General features: G+C 64.4%; 13 protein-coding genes and 1 tRNA gene. 6 read left to right on the top strand and 8 right to left on the bottom strand.

Annotated features, from left to right (window positions below):
- The first annotated feature begins 47 nt into the window (after nucleotides 1–47).
- Together D618_RS0115400 and D618_RS0115395 are read left to right on the top strand one after the other, a co-directional pair.
- On the top strand, nucleotides 48–1064 hold the full coding sequence (locus D618_RS0115400) for a beta-eliminating lyase-related protein (RefSeq protein ID WP_017672430.1): 1017 nt from the start codon (nucleotides 48–50) through the stop codon (nucleotides 1062–1064).
- Complete coding sequence (locus D618_RS0115395) at nucleotides 1064–2020, top strand: EamA family transporter (RefSeq protein WP_017672429.1); 957 nt, start codon at nucleotides 1064–1066, stop codon at nucleotides 2018–2020. The genes D618_RS0115400 and D618_RS0115395 overlap by 1 nt, the downstream gene beginning before the upstream one ends.
- A gap of 9 nt (nucleotides 2021–2029) precedes the next feature.
- Here the strand turns inward: D618_RS0115395 and D618_RS18645 are convergent, their stop codons facing one another.
- The 5 genes from D618_RS18645 to D618_RS0115370 form a co-directional block, all read right to left on the bottom strand.
- Nucleotides 2030–2989 carry an alpha/beta hydrolase gene (locus D618_RS18645; protein WP_017672428.1) on the bottom strand — a complete coding sequence of 320 codons (960 nt, stop codon included), beginning with the start codon at nucleotides 2987–2989 and terminating at the stop codon, nucleotides 2030–2032.
- Nucleotides 2986–4119 carry an NAD(P)-dependent alcohol dehydrogenase gene (locus tag D618_RS0115385; protein ID WP_017672427.1) on the bottom strand — a complete coding sequence of 378 codons (1134 nt, stop codon included), beginning with the start codon at nucleotides 4117–4119 and terminating at the stop codon, nucleotides 2986–2988. The genes D618_RS18645 and D618_RS0115385 overlap by 4 nt, the downstream gene beginning before the upstream one ends.
- Before the next feature lie 64 nt (nucleotides 4120–4183).
- A complete protein-coding gene (locus D618_RS0115380) occupies nucleotides 4184–6805 on the bottom strand; it encodes a TonB-dependent receptor (protein WP_017672426.1) in 2622 nt (873 codons plus the stop codon).
- 99 nt (nucleotides 6806–6904) lie between these two features.
- Complete coding sequence (locus D618_RS19155; RefSeq protein ID WP_193746732.1) at nucleotides 6905–7825, bottom strand: helix-turn-helix domain-containing protein; 921 nt, start codon at nucleotides 7823–7825, stop codon at nucleotides 6905–6907.
- A gap of 47 nt (nucleotides 7826–7872) precedes the next feature.
- Complete coding sequence (locus D618_RS0115370; protein ID WP_017672424.1) at nucleotides 7873–9279, bottom strand: aldehyde dehydrogenase family protein; 1407 nt, start codon at nucleotides 9277–9279, stop codon at nucleotides 7873–7875.
- A 147-nt stretch (nucleotides 9280–9426) separates the two neighbouring features.
- On the opposite strand from D618_RS0115370, the gene D618_RS0115365 reads away from it, so the two are divergent.
- The 3 genes from D618_RS0115365 to D618_RS0115355 all read left to right on the top strand — a co-directional run bounded on the left by D618_RS0115365 (nucleotide 9427) and on the right by D618_RS0115355 (nucleotide 12283).
- On the top strand, nucleotides 9427–9867 hold the full coding sequence (locus tag D618_RS0115365; protein ID WP_017672423.1) for a MarR family transcriptional regulator: 441 nt from the start codon (nucleotides 9427–9429) through the stop codon (nucleotides 9865–9867).
- Between the two features lie 95 nt (nucleotides 9868–9962).
- Nucleotides 9963–10784, top strand: coding sequence for a p-hydroxycinnamoyl CoA hydratase/lyase (locus D618_RS0115360; protein WP_017672422.1), 822 nt, complete (start codon nucleotides 9963–9965; stop codon nucleotides 10782–10784).
- 17 nt (nucleotides 10785–10801) lie between these two features.
- Nucleotides 10802–12283, top strand: coding sequence for an AMP-binding protein (locus D618_RS0115355; protein WP_017672421.1), 1482 nt, complete (start codon nucleotides 10802–10804; stop codon nucleotides 12281–12283).
- Nucleotides 12284–12326: 43 nt separating this feature from the next.
- Here the strand turns inward: D618_RS0115355 and D618_RS0115350 are convergent.
- The 3 genes from D618_RS0115350 to D618_RS0115340 all read right to left on the bottom strand — a co-directional run bounded on the left by D618_RS0115350 (nucleotide 12327) and on the right by D618_RS0115340 (nucleotide 13967).
- Nucleotides 12327–12401: transfer RNA gene (locus D618_RS0115350), tRNA-Val, on the bottom strand.
- Between the two features lie 94 nt (nucleotides 12402–12495).
- Nucleotides 12496–13143: a TetR family transcriptional regulator gene (locus D618_RS0115345; protein WP_017672420.1), complete on the bottom strand. Its 648-nt coding sequence runs from the start codon at nucleotides 13141–13143 to the stop codon at nucleotides 12496–12498.
- Nucleotides 13144–13214: 71 nt separating this feature from the next.
- Nucleotides 13215–13967: a folate-binding protein YgfZ gene (locus D618_RS0115340; protein WP_040370910.1), complete on the bottom strand. Its 753-nt coding sequence runs from the start codon at nucleotides 13965–13967 to the stop codon at nucleotides 13215–13217.
- A gap of 48 nt (nucleotides 13968–14015) precedes the next feature.
- Between D618_RS0115340 and D618_RS0115335 the strand changes: the two genes are divergently transcribed.
- On the top strand, nucleotides 14016–14852 hold an 837-nt coding region (locus tag D618_RS0115335; RefSeq protein ID WP_017672418.1), incomplete at its 3' end, for an amidohydrolase family protein.

Genomic DNA, 14852 nt, shown 5'->3' with positions numbered 1-14852 from the left:
CACCGCGCCGCTTGACCTTGGCCCCCACAGCATTACGACACGGTCGCATGAAGTTCTTTTCAGACAATGCCGCCGCCGTTCACCCGCATGTGATGGACGCCCTTGTTGCTGCCAACCAGCTCGATTCGCCTTATGATGGCGACGCGCTCAGCCAGGCGCTCGACGACCGCTTCAGCCAGCTGTTCGGCACGCGCGTGCGGGCGTTGTGGGTGGCGACCGGAACGGCGGCCAATGCTCTCGCGCTCTCGGCTTTGTGCCCGCCGCACAAGGGCGTGATCTGCCACAACATGGCGCATATCGAACAGGACGAATGCGGCGCGCCGGGCTTTTTCATGCACGGGGCCAAGCTGATCCTCGCCGATGGCGAGGGCGCAAAGCTCACCGCCGACGAGGTCCGGCGGGTCGCCGGCAACATTCGCGATGACGTGCACCAGGTCCAGCCGGCGTGCGTCTCGATTACCAACGCCAGCGAATACGGGCTGGTCTACACGCCCAAGGAGGTCGCTGCGATCGCCGAGGTCTGCAAGGCAAAGGGCCTCAAGCTGCACATGGATGGCGCGCGCTTTGCCAACGCCATCGCATCGACCGGCGTGCATCCGGCGGATGTGACCTGGCGCGCAGGCGTCGACATGCTGAGCTTCGGCTGCGTCAAGAACGGCGGGATGAATGCAGAAGCGATCATCGTGTTCGACAATTGTCTGGCACGCGAACTGCCCTATTTGCGGAAGCGCGCAGGCCAACTGCAGTCCAAGGGCCGTTTCCTCGCCGCGCAATTGCTGGCGATGCTGGAGGACGACCTGTGGCTGTCGAATGCGGCTGCGGCCAATGCCGGGGCACAGGCGATTGCGCAGGCCGCCGGTGACCGGCTGCTCTATCCGGTCGAGGCGAACGAGGTGTTCGTAAAGCTCACCGCCGGCGAAGCCGCATCGCTGCGGGCGCAAGGTTTCGAATTCTACGACTGGGGCGAGATGACGCCCGAAGGCGGAGAGGCGCGTTTCGTCACCGCATGGGATCAGGACGCCGGGGTCGTCGCCCCGCTCGCCGCTGCCATCGCCGCGCTGTAATGGCCAGCAGCGCCGCCGCTCCGACCGAGATCCGCGAGGAACCGTCGATGCTGTCGGCGCGCGTCCTGGTGCCATTCCTGATCGTCTCGCTGATCTGGGGGTCGACCTGGCTGGTGATCAAGGACCAGATTTCCAGCGTGCCCCCGACCTGGTCGGTCAGTTACCGCTTCGGTGTGGCGGCGCTGGGCATGTTCCTGCTCGCCTGGTGGCGCAAGGCCCCTTTGCGGCTGGACCGGCAGGGGCAGCTGATCGCACTGGCGTTGGGCCTGTTCCAGTTCTCGGCCAATTTCAACTTCGTCTACCGGTCGGAGATGTACATCACCTCGGGCCTGCTCGCGGTGCTGTTTGCCATGCTGATGGTGCCCAATGCCATCCTGTCGCGCGTGTTTCTGGGCCAGCGGATTTCGGGTGGGTTCGTTCTGGGAACGGCGGTGGCACTGGCGGGGATCGCCTTGCTGTTCGTGCAGGAATATCGGGCAATGCCGGTGGACCTGGGCGATGTGATGATGGGGCTCGGCCTCGCTTTATGCGCCATCATGTCCGCCTCGATCGCCAATGTCATGCAGTCGGCCGAGCGGGTGCGCACGATGCCGATCCTCACGCTGCTCGCCTGGGCGATGCTTTGGGGGGCGCTGGGCAACGCGGTGCTGGGCTGGGCGCTTTATGGCCCGCCGGTGTTCGAAAGCCGTCCGGCGTATCTGGGCGGCATCGTGTATCTGGGCCTGATGGGATCGGTCGTCACCTTCCCGATGTATTTCGCGCTTATCCGCGACATCGGTGCCGCGCGCGCCGCCTATAGCAGCGTGCTGGTGCCCGTGGTGGCGATGATCCTCTCGACGATCTTCGAGGGCTATCAATGGAGCGCGCTGGCGGCAGGCGGCGCGGTGCTGGGGATGATCGGGCTGGTCATCGCGATGCGCGCCCGCTCCCCCCGCACGCCGCGCCTCTCCGGTTGACGGCGCACGTCAGGGACGATCGCGTGCCTGCGGCATGTCGAGCAGGCTGAGCCCGGCCGCAATCGCGTCTTCCAGATCGCCAAAGGTGGAGGGCAGCGCGCCGCGCATGGTGACGAAGCCGTGGACCATGCCCGCTGCCTCGAGATGAACCACGCGCGCGCCATGGGCCTCGGCGAGCCGGGCATAGGCGATGCCCTGATCCTGCAATGGGTCGAGGCTGGTGGTCTGGATCATCAACGGAACCGCTGGCACCGGCCCCAGCAGCAGCGCATAGCGCGGATCGTCATACGGCGTGCCGCAATGGCCATCGAACCAATCCATCATCGGTCGCGTCACGACATAGCCTTCGCTGAAGTTTCGCACCGAATCCCAGTCATTGCCGCCGCCGACAAAGGGATAGAACACCCATTGCGCCAGCAGCGGCAGGCCCGCCGGGCGCGCGGCCAGCTGCTGCGCGACACAGATCGCCAGATGGCCCCCGGCGCTGTCGCCGCAGGTCACCAGTCCGGTGATCTCCAGTCCGAGCGCGGCAGGCTGGCCGGCAACCCAGCGCGCCACGCATTCGGCATCGTCGACAAAGCCGGGAAATGGGTGTTCGGGGGCGAGCCGGTAATCGACCGCCAGCACCGGCAGATCGGTGCAGTCGGCCAGAAATCGGCAGAAGCTGTCATGGCTTTCCAGTCCGCCCAGCACGAAGCCGCCGCCATGGAAGAACACGATCAGCGGCCCGGCACGGCTGCGGTCGCGTTGGCAATCGTAGAGCCGCAGCGGGATCGGCCCGCCGGGACCATCGCACCAGAGGTCGCGAACCGCAGCAATATCGATCGCGGGCGCGTCGGTCATGGCGCTGATCGCACCGAAGGCCTCTCGCGCGATGGCGACTGGTAGCTCATGCAGCGATGGTGTGCCCGATACGGCCTGCGCCTGCAGAAACGCTTCGACATCGGGACGGACGAACGGCTGCGTCATGGCTCTTGCGTATCGCTGGGGGCCAGCAGCAGCACCGGCTTGATGACACGCCCGGTTTCGCCGGCGGCGATGGCCTGTTCGATGTCGTCAAACGCGAAATACTCGACCAGCCGGTCGAACGGAAACAGGCCCTGGCGATAATATGCGATCAGCTGCGGGATGAAGCTGGCAGGGTCGGCGCTGCCTTCCACCACGCCGCGGATCACCCGCCCGCCGCTCATGATATGGGCAGGGTCGCTGGCCACCGGCGTGCCCGGCGGATAGGCGCCGACCAGCGCGATCTCGCCGCGCGGGGCGAGTGCCAGGATCGCCTGATTGACCAGGTCGGTGATGCCGGTGGTGTCGATGATATAGTCGAAACCTGCCGGGCAGCCCGCTGCCGTGGCATGGCCAGTGTAGCTGTCGGCATCGGCGCGCAGGCCGTGCGTCGCGCCCAGCTTCAGCGCCAACGCAATCCGCGCGTCGTTGATGTCGAGCGCGACAATCGTGCCCGCCCCCGCAATGCGCGCGGCCATGACGGCGGACAGGCCGACCGCGCCAGCGCCGATCACCGCGACGCTCGACCCGGCCCGCACGCGGCAGGCGTTGAGCACGGTCCCGGCACCGGTCTGGATGCCGCAGCCCAGCGGGCCGAGCAGCTCGATCGGCAGATCGGTGTCGACCTTGATCGCGTTGCGCCGGTTGACCAGCGCATGGCTGGCAAAGGAAGACTGACCGAAGACATGACTGTGTATGGATGCGCCGTCCGCATCGGTCAGAGCGGTCGATCCATCGGCGCGCGCGCCGAAGAAATTGAGCGGCACCCAGCTGTGGCAATAGGCTGGCGCGTCATCGGCACACGATACGCACTGGCTGCACGACATGAAGCTGAGCACCACATGGTCGCCGGGCGCAAATTCGGTCACTGCGCAGCCCACGGCGCGGACAATGCCCGCACCCTCGTGTCCCAGCACCACCGGCAAGGGAACAGGCAGATGCGAATCGCGCATCACCATATCGGTATGGCAGACGCCCACGCCCCGGATCTCGACGAGCAGCTCGTCGTCGCGCGGGCTCTCGATTCTGACCGGCTCGATCCGGGGCGCGGCGCCGGGATGGCGCGATATGGCCGCTCTGGCAGCTATGCTCATGGTTCACACTTTCCTGGAGAAAAGACAGCCCGGTGCCGCTGCATGGCAGGGCACCGGGACCGGATCAGAACTTGACGCCGAGACGCAGGTACCATTCGCGCGGCCGGTTATAGCTGCCGAACACCAGGCCTGCGGACAGGTTGGGGCCACCGGTGGTGATGTAGCGTTCGTCGGTGAGGTTGGTGCCGCCCAGAGTCAGCGACCAGCTGTCGTCGGGCGTGACATACTGGACCGATGCGTTGAACACGTCGGTCGACGGGCGGAACAGCAGTTCCGTGCCCGCGATGTCGTTGCGGAACGCGCTGGCATAGGACCAGTCGCCCAGCACGACCACCTGCCCGCCGCTGGGCAGAGTGTGTTCGTAGCGCGGGCTGAGGTTGAACTTCCATTCGGCCGATTTGGGCAGGGGGGCGCCCACGCCGATGCCGCGCTGGATTCCGGGAATGGCCGAAGAGGTGACCAGAGCGGCGGCCTCGACGCTGGTATAGGCGGTGTCGAGATAGCCGAGGGCGCCGGTGATGGTCAGCCCGCGTACCGGTTGTGCGGTCAGTTCCAGCTCAAAGCCCTTGATCCGTGCATCGCCGGCGTTGTCGATGGTGGGCGATGTGCCGACCTGGATGTTCAGCTGCACGCCGGTGTACCTGGTGGTGAACACCGATGCATTGAGCTGCAGGCGGCGATCGAGCAGTGTCGCCTTGACGCCGGCCTCAAAGGTCTCTGCCGTTTCAGGACCGAAGTCGGGCGCGACATTGCCCTGCGGATTGGTCAGGCGCGTGGTCCAGCCGCCAGTCTTGTAGCCCCGCGACCAGCTGGCGAACATCAGCAGATCCTCGCTGGGGTGCAGCTGGATGCCCGCGCGCGGCGCAAAATTGTCGAACTTCGCGCGGTTGACGCCCGGCACATAGACCCGTGTCGGCTCGGTCGGCGAGGGGAAGCTGAGCCCGGCAAAGCACGGCACGCCCGGAGGGGCGAGCGGGAACTGGCCCTGCGGCGTGATCGTGCCATCGGGCGCAGAGCAGCCGAACAGGCGGTAGTTGAAGCCATTGAGCTCCTGCTGACGACCTTCGAACTTCTTGGTCTCGTTGGTGTAGCGCGCGCCCAGCGTGAAGCTGATCAGATCGATCGGACGATAATCGACCTGGCCGAAAAAGGCGTAGTTGCTGGTGTCGAAGTCGTTGGGTCCATCGACCTGCACGAGCCCCTCGTTGAAGGTGACGAAGTCGTGCAGATCGCCCTTTTCCTCGAAATAATAGGCGCCGCCGACGAAGTTGAGCTTGTCGTCCAGTGCCGATCCTGACAGCTGCAGCTCCTGGCTGAACTGCCACTGGTTCTGCTCGAAGCTGATCTCGAGAATGCTGAGCGGCGAGCCGTCATAGTCGCCGCCGGCCTTCCAGGCGGTCTTGCGATAGCCGGTGATCGACTTGATCTGGATATCATCCGTCAGGTCGAATTCCATCGTGCCCGCCAGCCCCCAGGCGGTCAGGTTGGAAAAGCTGGGGCCGGTGGAATAGCTCTCGTCGATATTGGGGTTGAGGAAACGGCTGTCCCAGGGGATGCGGTCGTTGGTCGGATCGGCATCCACGTTGACGCTGGCGAACGAGGTCAGCCGCCGATTGGGGAGGAACTGCGTTCCGCGCGCGCCGCACAGCGCCTGGGCATTGCGCGCTGCGATCTGCGCCGGGGTCGATCCGATGCAGAAATTGTAGAGGCCGCCGAACAGGAAGCCGGTGTTGGTCGGGCTGAACGCGGTGCCCGGAAGGTTGGCGGTGCCGGCGAACGGCCCGGGGACATTTTCGAACGTGCCCAGCAGCTTGCTTGCCTGGCCGCTGTTGTCGCTGTGCATATAGTCGCCTGAGAACGAGACCCGGAACCGGTCGGATGCCTCCCAGATCGCCCGGCCGCGCATGCTGAAGCTGCCCTCGCCACCTTCACGCTCTGCCGAGCGATAGCTGGAGTGGTTGAAGTTGAGGAAGCTGTCCGAATTGGAGGCAAAGCGCGCGCCCGCGCCGGTGAACGGCACGCGGCGCAGGAAGCCGTCGCGGGTCGAGCTGGATACCGTCAGCGAGGTGCGCAGGTTGTCGGCCAGCGGGACATCGACCGTCCCGCGAAAGCGCAGATAGTTGAAACTACCCGTGGTGATGTCGCCGGTGAAGCCGAAATCGCGTCCGGGCTCGCGCGTGACGATCGAGATCGCGCCGCCGATGGTGTTGCGGCCAAACAGCGTGCCCTGCGGGCCCTTGAGGATTTCGACGCGCTCGACATCGGGCAGGTCCAGATTGGCGCCGACGGTGCGCGCGAGATAGATGCCGTCCAGATAGATGCCGACGCCCGGATCGATGTTGAAGGCAAAGTCATCCGACCCGATGCCGCGGATGGTGGCGGAAATGACGGCGGTCGACCCTGAAAACGGCGTGCCGCCATCCAGGTTGACGTTGGGCGCCAGCCGCGAGAGCGAGGACAGATTGCCGACACCCTGTTCGGTGATCGCATCGGCGCTGAAGGCCGAGATCGAGATGGGAACGTCTTGCAGCGATTCCGCGCGGCGCTGCGCGGTCACGACGATTTCCTGCAAGCCTTCGGAGGCACTGCTGTCCGCTTCCGGCGCTGACTGTTGCGCCCATGCCGGCGAGGCGGCCATGGCGAGGCTCAGCGCCAGCGCGCACGCGGATACACGAGTGAAAAGCATTTCAGACTCCCCCATATTTTGGTTGTTGACGGGGGAGGTAGCAACGCCCGGGCGGGCGGGCTTTAACGATCGCGCAAAAAAGCTGGATTCAAACGCAAGTCAGTGCCGTGTGCGGTATTCGCTGGGAGAAACCCCGAAAGCGGCATGAAACCGCCGGGCGAAATAGGCGCAATCGTTGAACCCGACATCAAAGGCGATAGCGGTGACCGACCTGCCGGCGGAATTGACCAGCAGCTCGCATGCCTTTTCCAGGCGCCGCCGGATGATATAGGCCGACAGCGTAATGCCGCGCTTGGCGCACGCCAGTTGCAGCGTTCGCAGCGGCATGCCTATCTGTTCGGCGATCGACGAAGGCGTGAGCGCAGCATCGTGCAGCCTGGCCTCGATGATACCTTTCACCCGAGCAAGCGGAAGATCATCGCCGGTCGCAGCAGGCGAGGGGTTGGCCTGCAACGCGGCAGCTGTCAGCGACAGAATGGTGTCATTGTAGAGCGCCGATGACTCGCCATCGAGCGTGTTGGCCCCCTCGCGCCACAAAGACAGCAGGAAGTTGCGCAGGATGCGGGTGGACGCGAGTTCACCCGAAACCAGGCGCGCAATGTGCGAATCCACGTCCGTTATCTGGTGTGCCAGCAGGTTGCGATCAAACTCGACGATCAAAAGCTGGTGATCGTCTGGCGCGTCGAACTCGTAAGCCTCCTGTGCCGCGCACAGCATCATGTCTCCGGGCGCAAGATGCGCGGTGCGCCCACGAAGCGACACCGCGCACCGCCCGGTGTGGAGGATATGCAGCACCAGATTGTCCGAACTTTGCGCAACCCGCATCCGTGAAACGCGGGCCCGTGTGGATTGCGGCCAGGTCAGCGTCATCCGGTCGAGCGACCACCGCTTGAGCTCGGCTCGGAATCGCCGGTCAAGGGGATCGACCACCAGACCCTGGTAGGTCTGGCCCAGCAGATTGTTCCAGAACTCGACCCCGGTTTCCCTGTGCGCTTGCGATGTGGAAAAAATCTCGATCACAGTGCTACCCCCAATCGGCATCATGCCATTTTCGAAATGCGATGCCCTTATGCCGCAGCGTTGACGATGTGGGCCTGCGTGTATTCATGCAAGCCCGCCTGTCCCAGCTCGCCTCCCAGGCCCGATTGCTTGGAACCCCGGAAGGGTATCGAAGGGTCGATGGCCATGTGCTGGTTGACCCAGACTGTGCCCGAATCGATCTGCATGGCCACTTCAAGCGCACGCTTCCTGTCCTGGCCCCAGACGGTGCCGGCCAGGCCGTAGTCAGAGGCGTTGACCTCGTCGATCAGCATATCAATGTCGTCATAGGCGAGCACCGGCAGAACCGGGCCGAACTGTTCTTCCTGCACGATTCGGGCATCGCGCGGCAGATCGCGCACGATGGTCGGCGCGATGAAATAGCCTGGCCGGTCGAGCGCCATGCCGCCTGCGATGACATTGCCGTTCTCGTTCGCGTCGGCAAGAAACGCCTTCACCTTCTCGTACTGCGCGCGGTTCTGGACCGGGCCGATCTCCGCTCCCTGGCGGGTGCCTTCGTCGACGACCATGTCCTTGGCCAGCCGCGCCAGTTCGTCGCAGAACGGATCGTACATCGCGCTGGGCACATAGGCGCGCTTGACCGCGACGCAGATTTGCCCGGCGTTGAGCATGGCGCCGTGGAACACCTTGCCCGCAACGTCCTTGACGTCGGCATCGTCGAGCACGATCGCGGCATCGTTGCCGCCCAGCTCCAGCGTCACGCGCTTGATGCCTTTGGCTGCCGACTGCATCACCTTGCTTCCGGTGGCGGTCGATCCGGTAAACGCCACCTTGGCGACATCGGGGTGGCCGGTCAGCAGGCTGCCAAGGTCGTTCTCGTCGCAGATGATGTTGACCACGCCTGCGGGCAGGATCTCACGGCACAGTTCACCGAACAGCAGCGTTGTGAGCGGTGTCGTCGGTGCAGGCTTGGCCACCATGGTGTTGCCTGCCACCAGCGCCGGGCCAACCTTGTTCATCAGCAAAATGACCGGGAAGTTCCACGGCGTGATTGCGGCGACCACGCCCAGCGGCGTGCGGTGCTCGATCACCAGGCCGCGCTCATCGTCGCGCAGCGTGCGCGGCTCGATCTTCATCTCGGCAAAGGTGCGCAAGGTGCCGACGCTGGCCATCAGTTCGTACTGGGCCTGGCCCAGCGGCTTGCCCTGTTCGCTGGTCAGCAGCCGCGCAAACTCTTCCGAGCGAGACTCGAGCGCATCGGCCAGCGCATGGACCAGCCTGGCACGTTCGCTGGCCGGGGTTCTTGCCCAGCCGGGAAATGCAGCCTTGGCGGCAGCGACAGCGTCGTTCAGCAGCGTTTCGTCGGCGCGGGGGCAGTGCGCAAAGGCCTGCCCGGTCGCCGGGTTGACGACATCGAAGCTGCCACTGCCTGCATGGGCCTTGCCGTCGATCAATAGGCTGAATCCGGTCATCATCGCTTTCCACTCCCTTTGAGATGAACTGCCAGGGCTGCGGTGCATCCCTGTTTCCGATTGTCATTCCATCGGACTTGACAATCTGTATCCCTAGCGGATAATCCACCTAGGATACAAAATCAAGCGCTCGTTGAACAGGACCCCGTCATGCCCACACTCGATGCAATCAGCGGCAGCCGCGCTCTGGCGAAGCTGGTCGGATTTCAGCTGCATCTGGCCAACATGCGGGTGATGCAGGCTGCGCGCACCGCACTGGCAGACCGCAACACAACGCCGGCCAAGGTGACAGCGATGCTGTTTGTCCTGGACAATCCGGGGTGCGATCAAACCACGTTGAGCAAGTTCATGCATGTCGGGCGGTCGGCGATCATGAAGCTCCTCAACACCATGGAGCAGCGCGGTCATGTCGAGCGGCGCAGCGGACGCGACCTGCGCAGCAACGGGCTCTATCTGACCGCAGCCGGTGAAGCCTTTCTCGCCGAGGCGCTGGCGCTGATCGAGGAAAGCGATCGCGACATGACCGCCAGCCTCACCCAGGCCGAGCAGGCGCAGCTGATCGATCTGCTGCACAAGCTGCAAGGCAGCTGAAGGCCGCGCGGCGGCCGGGCACACCAACACCATCCATCAACATTTCGGTCCTGCCCGTGAACCCTGGGCCAGGCACAATTAACTGGAGACACGCCATGACAGATACCGACATTGTAAGCTGCACCATTGAAGACGGCATCGCCTGGGTGAAGTTCAATCGCCCCGACAAGCGCAACTGCATGAGCCCGACGTTGAACCGGCGGATGCTGGAGGTGATCGAGAGCATCGAGTTCCGCGACGATGTCGGCGTGATGGTGCTTTCGGGCGAAGGCACCGCATGGTCGGCAGGCATGGACCTGAAGGAATATTTCCGCGAGAACGAGCAAAAGGGTCTGGGGGCCGTCCGCAAGGCCCAGCGTGAAGCGTACAGCTGGTGGGAGCGGCTGCGCTGGTTCGAAAAGCCGACGATCGCGATGGTCAATGGCTGGTGTTTCGGCGGCGCTTATGGCCCGCTGTTTGCCTGCGACCTGGCGTTTGCGGCGGAAGACGCGCAGTTCGGTCTTTCCGAGATCAACTGGGGCATCCTGCCGGGCGGCGGTGCCTCCAAGGTGGCAGCAGAGCTGCTGTCGTTCCGCGACGCGATGTATCATGCGATGATGGGTGAGAATCTCGATGGGGTTGCCGCTGCCCGCAAGGGCCTGGTCAACGAGGCGCTTCCCAGCGACCAGCTCAAGGCCCGCGTGACCGAGGTTGCCAATACCCTGCTCAAGAAGAACCCCACCGCGCTGCGCGCCACCAAATGGGCCGTCCGCAGGGTGCGCGAGATGACCTATGACAATGCCGAGGAATATTTGATCCGTGCGCAGGAGGCGGCCAACTCGTTCGACGGCGAAGGCCGCAAGGAGGCGACGCGCCAGTTCATCGACGAGAAAAGCTTCAAACCCGGATTGGGAGCATATGATCTGAGCCGCGCATGACAGCGTGCTCGGCGGACATGATCGCGGTTCATGCGCGGCTGCAGCCCGACCGGCTGGCCGCGCATGATCTGACCAGCGGTGAGACATGGACCTACCGCCAGCTGGACCGGCTGGTGGGGGGGCTTGTCGCAGCGCTGCGGCAACGCGGGATCGCACCGGGCGACCGGATTGCGCTGCATGCCCGCAACAGCGTGGCCCAGGTGGCGCTGCATTTTGCCTGCGCCCGATTGGGGGCGATCTTCGTGCCGCTGAACTGGCGGCTTGGCGAGGCGGAGCTGGCGCAGCTCCTGACCCTCGCCAACCCATCGCTGGTGATGGGCGATCCGCAGGCACCTGCCACGATCGCAGGGCTGTCCGTGCGTGATTTCCCGGCGTTCGTGACCGCTGCCTCAAAGCTGGAACCTGCGCGCGATCAGGTTCCGGACTGGACCGCGCCGTCGTTGATCCTGTTCACTTCCGGAACTTCCGGCGCATCCAAAGGTGTGGCGCTGTCAGAGCGGGCACTGCGCGAGACGGCCGTCAATTTCGGGGTGTTGACCCGGGTTGACAGCACCAGCACGGTGCTCTGCGAAGCGCCGATGTTCCATATCATCGGACTGGTCACCAATATCCGCCCGGTGTTGACCCAGGGCGGCACCATATTGGTTTCGGACGGTTTTCAGCCCGAACGCACGCTGGGTCGGCTGCAGGATGCGGACCTTGGCATCACCCATTTCATCGGCGTCCCGCAGATGATGGAAATGATCCGTCGTCAGCCGGGTTTCGACCCGGACAGGCTTCGCCACCTTGTTGCCCTGGTGTCTGGCGGCGCGCCGCATGACCACGAAGACCAGCAATCATGGCTGGGATGCGGCATCCCGATGGTGCTGGGCTACGGGATGAGCGAGGCTGGCACGATATTCGGAATGCCTGCCGATTGCGGCATCATTGCAGGAAAGATCGGCTCCGTTGGCCTGAGGATGCCGGGGGTCGAGACCCGGATCTGTGGCGCAGACGGTGCGGTGTGCCGACCAGGGGAGGCGGGCGAGCTCAAGCTGCGCGGACCCAATCTGTTTTGCGGCTACTGGCACAACCCCCAGGAAACCGCCGCCGTCGTCGATGGCGAGGGATGGTTTGCCACTGGAGATATCGTGCGCGAGGACGATGACGGGTTCTACTGGATCGTCGATCGCAAGAAGGACATGTTCATTTCTGGCGGAGAGAATGTCTACCCGGCCGAAATCGAGACGCAGCTGCGGAGTTACCCGGGACTTGCGGCTTGCGCGCTGGTCGGCGTACCTGACGCACAATGGGGTGAGGTCGGGCACCTGGTCCTCGTGCCGCAGCCCGGGGCCACCATCAGCGCTGCCGATGTACAGGCGTTCCTCAGCGCGCGATTGGCACGCTACAAGCTGCCCAGGCACATCAGCCTGCGCGACGCATTACCCGTCACCGCGACCGGAAAGGTGCAAAAGGGCGAATTGCGACGCGCACTTGTGGCAGCGGATGCTGGCGCATAAGGCCAGCGGGGCAGAGGCCATCTATCTCAAGTCATTGAAAAGATGGTGGGCGCGGCAGGGATTGAACCTGCGACCCCACCCGTGTGAAGGGTGTGCTCTACCACTGAGCTACGCGCCCGCTGTCGGCTGTGGTCAACCGAACCTGTGTCCGGCGCGCCGTGCGGAGCGCCCCATTGCCAGAAGCGGTAGCGCTTGGCAAGGGGGCGAAGGCATCAGGAAATCGCGCGCAGCGCGGTGACATTGGCGGTATCGGCAACGGCCAGTTGTTGCGTGCCCAGGCCATCGAACAGCGTATCGATGACGATGCGCAGATTGTCCGGTGTCGCGGTCCGCATCATGTCCATCATCACGAACGGGTTGCAGAAGGGCTGGACCATCAGGTTGGTGATGGCCACCACATGGTCAAGGTCGTAACCGGCAAAATACCCCTCGCTCATCGCCTCGCCCAGCACCACCGCCATATAATGGTCGGCCAGGTCGACATAGCCGCGAATGACCTCCCAATGCTCCTCGCCCAGGTCCATGTTGGCGCGGAACAGCGCAGGGTCTGCCTCGAACCGGGCGCGCTTGACCGCGACACGGCGCGCGAAGAACTGGACCAGCTTCTCCCGCGGCGGCAGGTCGGAAGCGACGACCTCTTCCATGATCTGGTTGAGCTCCTCGAACCAGCGTCCGGCGATCGCTTCGAAGAACGCCTCCTTCGAGGTGAAATAGCGGTAGAAGCTCGACTGCGACATGCCGCAGGCAGCGGCGACTTCGCTCAGCGACAGGTTGATCGCGCCGCGCGCGCGCACGATCTCTTCGGCCGCATCCATGAGCTGGGTGCGGATGGCGTCGTGATCGTTGAGGGGGCGAGACATGGAATCAGCCTGACTGACTTATGGGGATAAGTCGGTTATACGATAAAATTCCCAGATTATCAAATGTTGCTTCAGGCGACTGCGGCACGCTGCCATTCGGGCAAATCCAGCGTGGCCAGATCCTCAATCCGGCGGTGCTCGACCGACAGGCCCAGGTCCTCGTGCACGCATTTCTGCCGTTTTGCGTCAGCCTGCGCGATGGGGAGCACGACAATCCGGCGATTGACCTTCTGCCGCCAGTTCATCCGTGCAGTGTTCTCCTGGCCGACATAGCAGCCCTTGTCGAAACTGACTCCGTTCAGCTCGACGGCGTTGGTCTCCAGCCACAGGATGTCGCCCAGCTCGCTGGCGCCTTCGGGGACGCCCAGCGCCAGGCGGTGGGCGCGCCACGCTTCATCTGCTCCGGCCCCATCGGTCGCTGCATCGACCGGTGACGATGCCAGCCAGCGCCAGCCCAGGGCGGCCAGCCGAGGGTCCGGGCAAGCGCCCTCGACCGGGTCCGGCGACCAGTGGACGCTGATCCGTGGTTCGGGGGCGATAGAAATGCTGCGACGCAGGCGATAGAGAGTGAGCCGTTTGGCAAGGTCGCCAGCTGCATCCGCTGCGCAATCGATCAGCACATCCGGGCCGTCATCCCACAGCAGAAAATCGAACAGAGTCTTGCCCTGGGCGTTCAGAAGCGCGCAATATTGCGGGCTTGCGGGTGTCACCTTGCGCATGTCCTGCGTGACCAGCCCCTGCAGAAAGCCGCGCACATCCTCGGCATCGGCGGTGGGGGAAAGGCGGATGAGCGCGCGCTCGGTCAATATGCTATGGCTGGACATAGCCAACTACATGCGTATCAACCGCAACTAATCAAGCGGAGACGGACAATGACGGGCAGCTTCGACCTTATCCTCAAGAACGGCACCGTGTATCTGCCAGGTGGTCCGGTGGCAGCGGACATCGGCGTGACCGGCGGCAAGATCGCAGCGATCGGAGCATTTGGTGCCGATGCCGGTGAGGTCATCGACTGCACGGGCCTGCATGTCCTGCCCGGAGTGATCGACAGCCAGGTGCATTTCCGCGAGCCGGGGCTTGAGCACAAGGAAGACCTCGAATCGGGCAGCCGCGCAGCCGTGATGGGCGGGGTCACCGCGGTGTTCGAGATGCCCAACACCAAGCCCAATACCGATACGGCCGATCGCGTCGCCGACAAGCTGGCGCGCGCGCACCATCGCATGTGGTGCGACCATGCCTTTTATGTCGGCGCCACGAGCGCAAATGCTTCCGAACTGGCAGAGCTCGAGCGCATGCCTGGCACGGCGGGCGTCAAGATCTTCATGGGCGCGTCCACCGGCGATCTGCTGGTGGCAGACGATGGCGCGCTCGCGCGCGTGCTCGCCAGCGGCAAGCGCCGCGTTGCGATTCACGCCGAGGACGAGTTCCGCATGAACGAGCGCGCGGACATGCGCGTGACCGGCGATCCCTCGTCGCACCCGGTGTGGCGCGATGATGAAAGCGCGATGCTGGCGACGCGGCGTATTCTGGGGCTGGCGCGCGCGGCCAGGCGGCGCATCCACATTCTGCATATCACCACGCCGGCAGAGCTTGAGCTGATCGCGCAGCACAAGGACATCGCCACCTGCGAACTGACGCCGCAGCATCTGACACTGGCGGGCGAAGAAGCCTATCCGCGGCTTGGCACCTATGCGCAGATGAACCCGCCG

The organism is Blastomonas sp. AAP53, from assembly GCF_000331245.1.
Lineage (GTDB): Bacteria > Pseudomonadota > Alphaproteobacteria > Sphingomonadales > Sphingomonadaceae > Blastomonas.
Note: the sequence above shows the minus strand (reverse complement) of the source record. Positions and strands in the feature narration are given on the sequence as shown.

Bases quoted from the DNA above. Each gene is read 5' to 3' on its own strand.
- D618_RS0115400 (WP_017672430.1), top strand. From the start codon at position 48: ATGAAGTTCTTTTCAGACAATGCCGCCGCCGTTCACCCGCATGTGATG.
- D618_RS0115395 (WP_017672429.1), top strand. From the start codon at position 1,064: ATGGCCAGCAGCGCCGCCGCTCCGACCGAGATCCGCGAGGAACCGTCG.
- D618_RS18645 (WP_017672428.1), bottom strand. From the start codon at position 2,989: ATGACGCAGCCGTTCGTCCGTCCCGATGTCGAAGCGTTTCTGCAGGCG.
- D618_RS0115385 (WP_017672427.1), bottom strand. From the start codon at position 4,119: ATGAGCATAGCTGCCAGAGCGGCCATATCGCGCCATCCCGGCGCCGCG.
- D618_RS0115380 (WP_017672426.1), bottom strand. From the start codon at position 6,805: ATGCTTTTCACTCGTGTATCCGCGTGCGCGCTGGCGCTGAGCCTCGCC.
- D618_RS0115370 (WP_017672424.1), bottom strand. From the start codon at position 9,279: ATGATGACCGGATTCAGCCTATTGATCGACGGCAAGGCCCATGCAGGC.
- D618_RS0115365 (WP_017672423.1), top strand. From the start codon at position 9,427: ATGCCCACACTCGATGCAATCAGCGGCAGCCGCGCTCTGGCGAAGCTG.
- D618_RS0115360 (WP_017672422.1), top strand. From the start codon at position 9,963: ATGACAGATACCGACATTGTAAGCTGCACCATTGAAGACGGCATCGCC.
- D618_RS0115355 (WP_017672421.1), top strand. From the start codon at position 10,802: ATGATCGCGGTTCATGCGCGGCTGCAGCCCGACCGGCTGGCCGCGCAT.
- D618_RS0115345 (WP_017672420.1), bottom strand. From the start codon at position 13,143: ATGTCTCGCCCCCTCAACGATCACGACGCCATCCGCACCCAGCTCATG.
- D618_RS0115340 (WP_040370910.1), bottom strand. From the start codon at position 13,967: ATGTCCAGCCATAGCATATTGACCGAGCGCGCGCTCATCCGCCTTTCC.